This is a genomic window from uncultured Virgibacillus sp. (genome assembly GCF_947495635.1).
GTDB classification, from domain to species: domain Bacteria; phylum Bacillota; class Bacilli; order Bacillales; family Amphibacillaceae; genus Virgibacillus; species Virgibacillus salarius.
Genome location: NZ_CANMAB010000043.1, coordinates 18,396 through 30,659, shown reverse-complemented (window position 1 = coordinate 30,659; position 12,264 = coordinate 18,396). Strand labels below are relative to the sequence as shown.

10 protein-coding genes are annotated in these 12,264 nt (G+C 37.5%); 8 read left to right on the top strand and 2 right to left on the bottom strand.

All coding sequences use genetic code 11. The features are described 5' to 3' along the window. Window positions 1-635 precede the first annotated feature (635 nt). Window positions 636-1,130 (bottom strand): antibiotic biosynthesis monooxygenase, encoded by a 495-nt coding sequence (locus Q1A47_RS10945; protein ID WP_026680601.1) that lies wholly within the window; start codon window positions 1,128-1,130, stop codon window positions 636-638. A gap of 157 nt (window positions 1,131-1,287) precedes the next feature. Between Q1A47_RS10945 and Q1A47_RS10940 the strand changes: the two genes are divergently transcribed. The 5 genes from Q1A47_RS10940 (at window position 1,288) to hemY (ending at window position 7,655) form a co-directional block, all read left to right on the top strand. Then, entirely contained in the window at window positions 1,288-1,662 is a 375-nt protein-coding gene (locus Q1A47_RS10940; RefSeq protein ID WP_166530695.1) for a hypothetical protein, read from the top strand. 298 nt (window positions 1,663-1,960) lie between these two features. Next, window positions 1,961-4,132, top strand: a complete 2,172-nt coding sequence (locus tag Q1A47_RS10935) for a transglycosylase domain-containing protein (RefSeq protein WP_121604865.1) — start codon at window positions 1,961-1,963, stop codon at window positions 4,130-4,132. A gap of 102 nt (window positions 4,133-4,234) precedes the next feature. After that, window positions 4,235-5,275, top strand: coding sequence for a uroporphyrinogen decarboxylase (hemE, locus tag Q1A47_RS10930; RefSeq protein ID WP_026680604.1), 1,041 nt, complete (start codon window positions 4,235-4,237; stop codon window positions 5,273-5,275). Window positions 5,276-5,313: 38 nt separating this feature from the next. Further along, a complete protein-coding gene (gene hemH, locus Q1A47_RS10925; RefSeq protein ID WP_026680605.1) occupies window positions 5,314-6,255 on the top strand; it encodes a ferrochelatase in 942 nt (313 codons plus the stop codon). Beyond that, window positions 6,252-7,655, top strand: a complete 1,404-nt coding sequence (gene hemY / locus Q1A47_RS10920) for a protoporphyrinogen oxidase (protein WP_026680606.1) — start codon at window positions 6,252-6,254, stop codon at window positions 7,653-7,655. The genes hemH and hemY overlap by 4 nt, the downstream gene beginning before the upstream one ends. Window positions 7,656-8,115: 460 nt before the next feature. Here hemY and yhfH read toward each other — a convergent pair whose 3' ends face one another. After that, entirely contained in the window at window positions 8,116-8,244 is a 129-nt protein-coding gene (yhfH, locus tag Q1A47_RS10915; protein ID WP_080668645.1) for a protein YhfH, read from the bottom strand. 100 nt (window positions 8,245-8,344) lie between these two features. Between yhfH and Q1A47_RS10910 the strand changes: the two genes are divergently transcribed. The 3 genes from Q1A47_RS10910 to Q1A47_RS10900 all read left to right on the top strand — a co-directional run bounded on the left by Q1A47_RS10910 (window position 8,345) and on the right by Q1A47_RS10900 (window position 12,150). Next, window positions 8,345-9,076 (top strand): MBL fold metallo-hydrolase, encoded by a 732-nt coding sequence (locus Q1A47_RS10910; protein WP_026680607.1) that lies wholly within the window; start codon window positions 8,345-8,347, stop codon window positions 9,074-9,076. Window positions 9,077-9,160: 84 nt separating this feature from the next. Continuing rightward, entirely contained in the window at window positions 9,161-10,156 is a 996-nt protein-coding gene (locus Q1A47_RS10905; RefSeq protein WP_026680608.1) for a lipoate--protein ligase, read from the top strand. A gap of 458 nt (window positions 10,157-10,614) precedes the next feature. Further along, entirely contained in the window at window positions 10,615-12,150 is a 1,536-nt protein-coding gene (locus Q1A47_RS10900; protein ID WP_026680609.1) for a fatty acid--CoA ligase family protein, read from the top strand. Window positions 12,151-12,264 lie beyond the last annotated feature (114 nt).

Genomic DNA, 12,264 nt, shown 5'->3' with positions numbered 1-12,264 from the left:
AGCTATTATTCCATAATAGCTACTAGAGGAAGCGTAAATCTGAGCATTTAGTGATAAGGACTGAGCGAATTTTGCTCCGTTTTTCTTATGGTTTAGAAAGAGGCTGTATTCCACATATAGCTGGCAGTAATCCCCCACTTCAAGTAATAAGGTGAAATCTCAATATAGGTAAGTGGGGCGGCTGCCAGTAAATGTTCGATTGGTTTAAAGGCTTTTAGGTCACCCTTGTGGTACATAGAATATGTGCTATAAATTTTAGAGAAAGGTCCGTATCGACAAAAGCAGTGTATATTCGCTGCGGATTCAGAAACGACTATTCTTGAAAATTACTGTATAAAGTGAAACTTCCATCATTAGGTGTTTTGTTTATCCCCAATAATGGTTGTGAATATCAAAGGTATCTAAGCAAAGACAACATAGAGGAAGTTCCATTAATTACGGATTATAACGAGGGAATCTACAAGTGTTCATATGGGCATAGAATATGCCCAACCTACTATGGGAAAGGCAATCGTGTAAAAATCCCCGGAATTCGTGACCTCACGAGGATGCTGAATAACTGTCCATAGAAAGGTATTTTATTCCAACTGTGTTGAAAATGTCATCTTCTGAGACCTCCCCAGTTTAGTATATCCTTATTCGTCACTTAACATATGATACGTAGTAAGGAATGGTCTATCTGCGAAATAAGCCGGTGGTTTTGTTGATTGTCCTTTATGGGATTGCTTAAACTGATCCGAGTTTTTCCAGTTTTCAAAATCTTGTACTGACTTCCATTGTGTGAATACAACGTACGTATTCCCTTTTTTGGGCTTTAACAACCGGAATGCTTGAAAGCCAGGCATCATGTCTACTTCGTGTTTACGTTTTTTAAAACGATCCTCGAATACTGGCTGCCCCTCTTCCGTTACTGGAATATTATTCATAACGACATATCCCTCTTCCTGTAAATTTCCTTTGTGGATTAGAATGTCGTATTCTCTTCCTGATGCAAATATGCTTTTCTTTTCATCTTCATAATAGGCAAGTGATCCTGAATTTGAACTCATGATCCAAAGTTGTTTATCCGTATGTTTTTCTTCAAGCTTCTTTAGAAAATCTGCAGTTCCATTAGTCATAAAAGCTTTCATTATATTTCCCCTTTCTTGAATGCTCTTATAGTCATCATACCCTATACAGATACTAGTTAGTCAATATCTTTTCTTATTAAATCTTACACGTGGAAAAATAAATATTTGTCAATTTAGAAAATATGCTATGCTATACACTAGGAAAGGTGGAAGCACTATGAAACTTTCTAAAAACGTGTTAATTACGGTCCCCATTCTTTTGGTTTTATCTATATGTCTTATTTTTTTTGTTGCTCATGGAACACCATGGGGGATGGCCAATGCCAAAGCTAGTTTTAGGGATTATTTAGAAGCTAAATACGATAGCAACTTCCTTATTAAAGAACTTTCTTTTGATGTGATGCATGGAGCGTATCATGCTACTGCATATGAGGTCAGTGAACCTGAATTATTGTTTTATGTTGGTGAGAATATCGCCGACAAAAAAATTAGTGATGCATACGATATTGAGAAAATAACTCAAGCAGCACAAGCTGATGTAACTGCCATTTCGACATGCATCTTTCCAAAGCTAAGATTTCTGTTGAACTAATATCACTACAAGCTAAAGAGCTTGAGATAAATGTTTGGACAGAATATAAAGTAGAAGAATCAGTGAAGGAGAAAATTTTAGAAGAAATTATAAATAATGGTTATCTAACAAATCAGTTAATCTTTAATCGTGATTAAAACAAACTCTGCTTTGCTATAGGGGTTGTTTTTTGTTTGCATTCACATAAATCTTTCTTTAGAATCTATTTGAAATAATTATTAATTAATATGAAGTATAAAACTTTAAGATTGTAGATTTGTGTCGTATAATGTAGGTGTGAATGTGTAGAGGTGAACAAATGAGCAGAATAGAAAGAAGGAAGTCCAAGCGTTCCCACCTTGTTCGTAAATTAAAGGTAATACTTTATAGCTGTCTATTTATTATTTTTATTGGATTCTTAAGTTTTGCTGCCATTGTATTTGCAGGTAGGCTAGTAGTTGATGATGAGAAATTTTTATTAAATGCTACAACTACGATTGAAACTGAGGATGGAGAAATCATAGGTCGATTATACAATGAGAACCGCACCCTTGCTTCACTTGCTGATATCCCAAAGCATGTTCAAGAGGCGTTTATTTCGATTGAAGATAAGCGGTTTTATGGTCATGCTGGTGTCGATTTCCGTTCTGTGTTTCGGGCGATATACAAAGATATTATTGCAATGAGTAAAGTGGAAGGAGCTAGCACCATCACACAACAGCTTGCTAAGAACCTGTTTCTCACGAATGATAAAACATGGTTACGTAAGACGAAAGAAGTGATGGCAGCTGTTTACCTAGAACAAACACTTCCTAAGGAACGCATTCTTGAATTGTACTTAAATGAAATTTATTTTGGACAAGGGGTATATGGTGTAGCAACTGCTGCAAATTATTACTTTTCCAAACCAATTGAAGAATTAACGATTGCCGAAGGAGCTTTGCTGGCAGGGCTTGCTAAGGCACCAAATGGGTATTCTCCAATAAACCACCCTGACAAGGCTAAGGATAGACGTAATACTGTTTTAAGATCGATGGAGGATGCAGGTGTAATTACTACAGAACAGCGCGTTAAAGAGGAACAGAGATCTCTTGGGTTAGATGTGAATAAATGGGATCCAAAACCATGGGCTGCGAGCTATGTTGACTTTGTCATGAAAGAAGCCGCAGCTGAGCATGATCTATCATTGGAAGAACTGAAGCGCGGAGGCTATCGAATTATTGTAAATATGAATGATACTGCACAAAAAGTAGCATATGATCAGTTTAAAAACGAGAATTATTTCCCAGGTAATACTGCTGGTACACAAGGAGCCTTTGCTATGATGGAGCAGAAAACCGGAAAGATCGTATCCATTATCGGAGGTAGAGATTATCAACTAGGTGACCTGAACCGTGCTACAGTATCAAGACAACCAGGTTCGACGATGAAGCCTATTGCAGTATATGGACCAGCTATGATGCAAAAAGAAAAATTTCAGCCTTATACACTTATACCAGATCAAGAAATTGATTATGATGGTTATACGGCCAAAAATTATGACGATAATTATGAAGGAGCTGTTTCTATTTATGATGCAGTCATTCACTCAAAAAATGCACCGGCTGTTTGGCTTTTAAATGAGATTGGCATCACAAATGCTAAGCAATATTTAAGCAAACTAAACCTTTCTATAAAGGATGAAGGACTTGCAATTGCCTTAGGAGGACTGACGGAGGGAATAACCCCCATTGAGCTAATGGAAAGCTATAGCGTTTTTCCACGGAAAGGAAAAGTGATCGAATCGAATGCGATAGACCGTATCTATAATCGTAATCAAAAGCTATTATTCCATGCTAAGCCAAAGTCTACGAAAGTGTTTGATTCCCAGGTTGCCTGGAACATGACGGAGATGCTTATAGAAACAGTGGCCAGTGGAACTGCAAGTGCTGGAGATTTTTCTAAAGCATTAGCTGGAAAGACAGGGTCGACACAACATTTGCAAGTCAAAGGAAAGACAAAAGATGCGTGGTTTGCCGGTTATACACCAGAATACGTCATGGCATTATGGATGGGATATGATAAATCGGATAAGGAGCATTACTTAACTGGTGGTAGTGAATACCCAACAAGGCTTGTAAAAAGCATTTTAACGGAGTTGGATAAACAGGATTCACTTGTCCAGTCATTTACAAAACCAGAAAAGGTTACAGCTGTTCCGAAGCCGATAGTCCTCCCTGAAATCAAGAATTTACAAGCTAGTTATTCCTTTGGGAGTATATCACTAGTAAGGGGTAAGCTGACATGGGAGGGGTCTACGGATAAACGTGTCATCTATCGAATTTACCGTGATAAAGCTGGCATAGATGAGCGAATTGGCGAAGTTGAAGGTGTTACAGAATTTACGATCGATGACGCATTATTTAGATCGAAAAGGTATTATATTGTTCCTTATAACCCATTAACAAAAGTAGAAGGTAAACGCTCTAAATCAGTACAATTAACGTGGTAATTTAGACAAATTCATGACAATCAGTAAGCATTACTATACAGGTTTACTATTAATCGATATAGTTATTAGTGGCTAATGAAGTACGTGAAAAGGATGGATGGTATGTCAAAGAAAATAAATGATACGATAATTCGCGCATATAAGGGGGAAGTTACCGATTATACACCAGCTTGGTTTATGCGTCAGGCGGGGAGATCCCAACCAGAATACAGGGCTCTAAAGGAGAAGTATTCATTATTTGAAATTACGCATCAACCAGAATTATGTGCCTATGTTACTAGATTGCCCGTTGAAAATTATGGCGTGGATGCTGCGATTTTATATAAAGATATTATGTCGCCATTACCTGCTATTGGCGTCGATGTTGAAATTAAATCGGGAATTGGTCCAGTTATTCATAATCCAATTACATCTTTTCATGATGTAGAAAAGCTTGGTGCAATTAATCCGAAAGCAGATGTTCCATACGTGTTGGACACAATTCGCCTATTGACGGAAGAGCAGCTAGATGTGCCTTTAATTGGATTTAGCGGTGCCCCGTTTACGTTAGCTAGTTATATGATCGAAGGCGGACCTTCTAAAAATTACAATAAAACGAAAGCATTCATGTATCAGCAAGCAGATGCATGGTTTGCTTTAATGGACAAACTATCAGATATGGTGATAGCGTATGTGGATGCCCAGGTTGAAGCGGGAGCTCGAGTTATTCAAATCTTCGATTCCTGGGTAGGTAACTTAAATGCTGCTGATTATCGTGTGTTTATAAAACCAGTAATGACGCGTATTTTCTCCGAGTTGAGAAAGCATCAAGTACCACTAATCATTTTTGGGGTTGGTGCACGGCACTTATTACTTGAATGGAATGACTTGCCGGTGGATGTTATTGGTTTGGATTGGCGTACCTCAATTGCTGAAGCTAGACAAATCGGGGTAACCAAAGTAGTCCAAGGAAATCTTGATCCAACGATTCTACTAACGAATTGGGAAATGATTAAAACGAAAACCAAAACTATTCTGGATGAAGGCCTTGCAGATGGCAATCATGTATTTAACCTTGGTCACGGGGTTACGCCGGATATCAAACCGGCTACATTAGAAAAACTGACGGCCTTTATTCATGAATATACAGGAAAGAACAAATAATCTTTAAGCAAGAAATCTAAATGAAGAGGTGCTTGGTAATGGGAAAACAAAAATTGGGATTATTAGTAATGGCTTATGGAACACCTTATAAAGAGGAGGATATCGAACGTTATTACACGCATATTCGCCATGGGAGAAAACCAGATGAAGCTGCATTACAGGATTTAAAAGATCGTTACAAAGCAATTGGCGGAATTTCTCCATTAGCAAAAATAACAGAGCAGCAAGCAGCGGCATTAGAAGAAAATTTAAATGCTTTACAGGATGAAGTTGAATTTAAAGCTTACATCGGTCTAAAGCATATCGAACCATTCATTGAGGATGCTGTACAGCAAATGGCAAATGATGGTATTGAGGAAGCTGTTTCCATTGTATTAGCTCCTCACTATTCTACCTTTAGTGTTAAATCTTATAATCAACGAGCGAATGATGAAGCTGCTAAGCATGGCGTGACATCCATTACTTCTGTAGAAAGCTGGTATGACGAGCCAGGATTTATTAAGTATTGGGCAGATCAAATATCTGCTGTCTACGATAAAATGACAGAGGATGAGCGTGAAAAAGCAGTCCTAATTGTTTCAGCACATAGCCTGCCAGAAAAAATCTTGCAAAATGGTGACCCATACCCACAACAGTTAGAAGAAACAGCGAAGTTAATTGCTAAAGAAACGGGTATTCGTAATTATGAAATTGGTTGGCAAAGTGAAGGGAATACTCCTGATCCTTGGCTTGGACCTGATGTACAAGATCTAACAAGAGATCTTTATGAGCAAAAGGGATATCGTACATTTGTCTATGCGCCTGTCGGCTTTATTGCGGATCATTTAGAAGTACTATTTGATAATGATTATGAATGCAAAGTAGTTTGTGACGAGCTAGGAGCAACATACTATCGTCCGGAAATGCCGAATGTTCATCCCCAGTTCATTCGTACATTGTCTGAAGTTGTTTTGAAAAAAGTAAAGCGTGAAGTACAATGAAGCCAACCAAGACGATTGCAATTGTGGGTGGCGGAATAACAGGCTTATCTGCTGCCTACTATTTACAAAAAGAGATAAAAGCAAAAAATCTACCCTATGAGATTAAGCTAATTGAAGCAAATAGCCGCTTAGGTGGAAAAATAAAAACCTTGAGACGTGATGGGTTTACGATTGAACAAGGTCCGGATTCACTTCTTGTCAGAAAACAGCCTGCTGTTAAACTTGTGGAAGAATTAGGGTTACAAGAGCAAATCGTCCGTAATGCAACAGGACAATCCTATATATTGGTTAATGATAGATTACATAAGATGCCTAAAGGAACGTTTATGGGAGTTCCAAAGGATATCGGACCGTTACTCACTTCTAAGTTAATTTCACCAAAGGGTAAGGCTCGCGCGTTATTTGATTTGGTATTGCCTAAAGGGAAACAAAAGGACGATCAATCACTAGGTGCTTTTTTCCGCCGTCGATTTGGAAATGAGTTATTAGTAAATCAAATTGAGGCATTATTATCTGGAATTCACTCTGGGGATATTGACCAAATGAGTTTAAAGGCAACCTATCCGAACTTTTATCAATTGGAGCAAAAATATGGTAGTGTAATAAAGGGCTTGCAGAAAACGATGCCAAAGGCGGATAAGCGTAAAAAGAAAAATCCAGAAGGCGTATTCTTTTCCTTTACAAATGGATTGGAAACACTTGTGAATCGTTTGGAAGAAGTACTTGACGACGACATCATCTCCTTGCAAACATCTGTTGATCATGTGGAAAAAAAGGAGCATGGGTACCATTTGTTACTAAGCAATGGAAATGTGTATAAAGCTGATGCAATCATCATGGCTACACCGCATTTTACAATACCAAAAATTTTTAGCCAGTATGATTTCTTTAAACCATTTACTACTGTTCCATCTACATCTACAGCAAATGTTGTTTTAGCATTCGATCAGTCAGCTATTAAAAAGGATATTAATGGTACAGGCTTTCTAGTGTCAAGAAGCAGCGATTATCAAATCACAGCTTGTACATGGACGCATAAGAAATGGCCAACAACGACACCTAAAGGAAAGATCTTACTACGGTGCTATGTAGGGAGACCAAATGACGAGTCTGTAGTCGACTTATCTGACGATGAATTGACGGATGTTGTTTTAAATGATTTAAATAAGACCATGAAAATTAAAGCAAAGCCAGAGTTTCGCGTCATTACTCGATGGAAGAATTCACGACCGCAATATACTGTAGGACATTTGGAGCGTCTTTCTGAAGTGCGTAATGAGGCTAATAAACATGTACCAGGAGTGTTTTTAACAGGATGTTCCTTTGATGGGGCTGGTATTCCCGATTGTATTGAACAAGGTGAGCAAACCGCACAAGATGTCATATCATTCTTACAGTAATCATATATACAGTGGGCCGGATAGAAGCTGAAATTCTATTCGGCTTTTTTAGTCTAGGAAATTATAAAATTTGCCCAAGTGGATAAAGATGGGCGTGTTGAGCCTCGTCCAGCTCCAGCGCCTAGAAACTACGCGACTTCACGAACCGCCCTAATCTAAGTCAACATCGGCTCGCAAGCTCTATCTCCGTTGACTCGCTCCAGTCGCTAGGCTTCTAATCAGGCGCTTGTGCTTTTGTTTTAAGGAGAAAACCTCTGGCTGGGGGCTAGAGAGCTTATAGCTTGGCAATAAAAACTCACTTTATGGTAGGTTAAAGCTGTTGGTTTCTGGTGATTTTGATTTATCCACATTACAAAGGTCGACGGTATCGTAAATAATACGTGGGGGTGAAGGCAAAACCCCCACTGATGGAAATAGCACTTACAAAGATTATTTCTTTATCAAGAATTAAATGATAACATTATCTAGCTGGATGATCACAATCGTCACATAAATTACCGTAGCAATCTGCTTTCTCAACCATTTCATGACCACATTTACTACACTTTTTCTTAGGTAGATTTCTAAAAAACTCCATGACGTTTATCATGTGATTCCTCCTCTTGATTGAATTAAACTCATTGTAATATAACAGTATTCAATTAGTCAATACTGTGTTACAACAAAATAAAAAATAGGAGTGTATGCTTATGAAATTTACTGTTATTGGCTGCTGGGGTGGGTATCCTGCGCCAAATGGAGCAACTTCATGCTATTTACTAGAAACGAGAGGTTATAGCATGGTGCTAGATATGGGTAGTGGAGCTTTATCAAAATTGCAACAGTTTAAAGCAATTTCAGATTTGGACGTTGTCCTATTGTCTCATTATCATTACGACCATATCGCTGATATTGGAGTTCTACAGTATGCAAGATTGGTCAACTATTATATAACAGGAGTAGGCCGTGTATTACCCATTTTTGCACATACAGAGGATAGAGACGCATTTGATTCATTGACACATTCATTTACAAAGGGAATAGAATATGACCCAGCATTGCCTTTAAGCGTAGGACCGTTTACCATTACTTTTCTAAAAACGAAGCACCCAGTCCCTTGTTATGGAATGCGTATTACAGATGGTCAACATGTTATTGTATATACAGCAGACACTAGTTATCATATAGACTGGATTGATTTTGCGAAGAATGCAGATCTTTTGATTACAGATTGCAATCTTTATGCGGAACAAGATGGGACAAATGTAGGGCATATGACTAGTAGTGAAGGAGCATCAATTGCACAACAAGCTAATGTTAAACAGCTAATTTTAAGTCATTTGCCTCAGTACGGTGATAAGAATCAATTAAAAGAAGAGGCGGAACAGATTTATCAAGGTGTAATACAAATTGCAAAAGAAGGTTTGGTTTGGGAGCGCTAGGTTTATTTTTTGATTACTACTCTTATTTACATTAAACTAAAGCTATACCAAATACCTATTTTTATGTTGAAGGGAGTATAAACGATGAAGTTTATTGACAATAAAGGGATTACAGACCCATCAATTAATCTTGCACTTGAAGAATATGTATTGCAAAATTTTGGTGAGAAAGATACATATTTACTATTTTATGTGAATGCTCCATCTATTATTATCGGTCGGAATCAAAATACGATCGAAGAAATAAATACACAATATGTAGATGATAACGGCATTAAAGTCGTCCGTAGATTATCAGGTGGCGGAGCAGTATACCATGATGAAGGTAACTTAAACTTTAGCTTCATAACGAAAGATGATGGAAATAGCTTTCAAAATTTTGCTAAATTTACACAACCAGTGGTTGATGCTTTAAATAAACTTGGTGTGCCAGCTGAACTACAAGGGAGAAATGACCTTACTGTAGAAGGTCGGAAAATTTCAGGGAATGCCATGTATTCAACCAAAGGGAAAATGTTCAGCCATGGTACACTTATGCTGGATTCTGAAATAGAAAATGTTGTTTCTGCATTAAAAGTTAAAAAAGAAAAGATTGAGTCAAAGGGAATTAAGTCAATCCGTAGTCGTGTTGCTAACATTTCAGAATTTCTTGAGAAAAAAATTACCGTTGATGAATTTAAAGAGATTATTCTGCGACATGTATTCGACGTAGAGGATGTTGCTGATGTTCCGCGCTATGAGTTAACTGAGGAAGATTGGGAAAATGTCCATCAAATATCGCGTGAGCGCTATCAAAATTGGGAATGGAACTATGGGAAATCACCATCCTTCAACATTCAAGCATCACATAAATTCCCTGCTGGTCTTGTTGATGTGCGACTAGATGTTAAAAAAGGTGTCATTGGAAATTGTAAAATTTATGGGGATTTCTTTGGTATTGGTGAAATAAAAGTCATGGAAGAAAAGTTAGTAGGTGTTCGTCATAATCGCCAAGCTCTGGAAGAAGCATTGGCAAATGTTGATGTATCTCATTACTTAGGAAAAATTTCTAAAGATGATTTTATTAATTTAATTTATTAAATGAAGATAATTGTTAAGCCTAGGGCTTTTTAGAAGTTCAATTAGAGCCGTCATCTTTTCACGGACAGCTGCAGCTTTTACAGGAATCAAACTCGCTCCTAGCGGGATCTTCAGCAGTTGCTGCTTCCGCAGGGGCGACGGCTCCATTACTATCTATCTACTTTGTCTATTCGTTTTATAGAGAAAAAAAGAAATCCAACTAAGGATGTCTTTTTTTTGGCCTAATTTGCTTTTAACACAGTGATCTCCTTACTGTGAAGGAATAGAATTTGAATTTCTCACAATTTGTTAACGCTTGCACTTGAAATGATAAAAATCGTAATTTATACTAAAATAGTAAAATAATTCATATGTTTTTGAAGATAGAGGAATAGCCAAAGTAATGGGAAGTATTCTTCTATTAAAAAATGCTGCATAATGAATGATTATTCATTCATTATGCATGAGGAGGATTAGCAGTGAATTTAAGTGAACAATTAGCTGTTACTGCAAAAAAGTATCCTGACAAGACGGCATATGTGTTTCAACATAAAGAAACGTCTTATTTTGAACTGAATCATGCTGTTTCGCTATTTGCCTCTGGCCTAGCATCCTTAGGATACAAGAAAGGAGATCATGTTGCCTTAGTTGTTGGTAATAGTCCTTATTATGTCATTGGTCTGTATGGCGCGTTACGACTTGGTCTAGTTATTATTCCAATTAATCCTTTATATACATCAAGTGAAATGACATATATAGTGAAGAATGGAGATGTCAAGGCTGTTATTACAATGGATGTATTATTGGAAAAGTTTCATGCAATCGATGATCAATTACCTGCGATTAATCATTACATAGTCTGCGACTCCGAGAAAAACGTATCATCACCACTCTTTCTTCAAGAAAAAACAAAAGCATTTACTGAAATTTTAGCTCTTGGAGAAACAAGCTTTATAGACCCTTCTTTGGATCAAGAGGATTTGGCTATTATCCTATATACCTCTGGAACGACAGGAACACCTAAGGGAGCGATGCTCTCACATAAAAACTTATATTCTAATGCAAAAGATACAGCAGATTATTTAACAATAAATAATCAAGACCGTGTGATTGCTGCATTACCTATGTTTCACGTTTTTTGTTTAACGGTTTCGTTGAACGCTCCATTAATGAATGGTGGAACAGTACTGATTTTGCCTAAATTTTCACCTACGGATGTGTTTCAAGTTAGTAAACAATATCAAGCCACGATTTTCGCTGGTGTACCTACAATGTATAATTACTTGGTACGAAGTGGGAAAGAGATGGTAGATCATTTTTCTACGATTCGTTTATGTATTTCTGGCGGCGCATCTATGCCTGTGGCTCTTTTAAAGTCCTTTGAGGAGATCTTCCATGTGAAGGTTTCAGAAGGGTACGGGTTATCTGAGGCCTCACCAGTAACTTGTTTTAACCCATTGGATCGTCCGCGCAAACCAGGATCTATTGGTAGAAGTATCCTTCACGTGGAAAACAAAGTAGTTGATGAGTTTGGCGAAGAAGTACAGGTGGGAGAAGTAGGCGAACTTGTTGTTCGTGGACCAAACGTTATGCTAGGCTATTATAAAATGCCGGAAGAATCGGCAATTGCTTTAAAGGATGGTTGGCTTTATACAGGAGATATGGCTCGAATGGATGATGAAGGGTACTTCTATATCGTTGATAGGAAAAAAGACATGATTCTTGTGGGTGGGTATAATGTATATCCAAGAGAAGTGGAAGAGGTTTTATACGCCCATCCAGGTGTTTCCGAGGTTGCTGTTATCGGTGTTCCCGATAGTCAAACTGGAGAGGCTGTATGCAGCTTCGTTGTGGTTAATGATTCTTCTATAACAGAGGACGAGTTATTGGAATACTGTGCTACCTATCTAGTAAAATATAAAATTCCTTCCACTGTTGAATTTCTTGAGGAATTACCTAAAAATACGACAGGAAAGATATTACGAAAAAATTTAAGATCGCATACACGAAATTGAGAAGAAAAAATGGCTGGGACAAGAGAATGAAGAAACAATTAAAAACGAAAACGAACGATGATTATTTTTGATTAATTATCGTTCGTTTTTTGATCAGAATCATTCATTTAGCAC

Excerpts from the sequence above, each read along its gene's own strand:
- Q1A47_RS10945 (WP_026680601.1), bottom strand. The coding sequence starts at position 1,130 with ATGAAAGCTTTTATGACTAATGGAACTGCAGATTTTCTAAAGAAGCTT.
- Q1A47_RS10940 (WP_166530695.1), top strand. The coding sequence starts at position 1,288 with ATGAAACTTTCTAAAAACGTGTTAATTACGGTCCCCATTCTTTTGGTT.
- Q1A47_RS10935 (WP_121604865.1), top strand. The coding sequence starts at position 1,961 with ATGAGCAGAATAGAAAGAAGGAAGTCCAAGCGTTCCCACCTTGTTCGT.
- hemE (WP_026680604.1), top strand. The coding sequence starts at position 4,235 with ATGTCAAAGAAAATAAATGATACGATAATTCGCGCATATAAGGGGGAA.
- hemH (WP_026680605.1), top strand. The coding sequence starts at position 5,314 with ATGGGAAAACAAAAATTGGGATTATTAGTAATGGCTTATGGAACACCT.
- hemY (WP_026680606.1), top strand. The coding sequence starts at position 6,252 with ATGAAGCCAACCAAGACGATTGCAATTGTGGGTGGCGGAATAACAGGC.
- yhfH (WP_080668645.1), bottom strand. The coding sequence starts at position 8,244 with ATGATAAACGTCATGGAGTTTTTTAGAAATCTACCTAAGAAAAAGTGT.
- Q1A47_RS10910 (WP_026680607.1), top strand. The coding sequence starts at position 8,345 with ATGAAATTTACTGTTATTGGCTGCTGGGGTGGGTATCCTGCGCCAAAT.
- Q1A47_RS10905 (WP_026680608.1), top strand. The coding sequence starts at position 9,161 with ATGAAGTTTATTGACAATAAAGGGATTACAGACCCATCAATTAATCTT.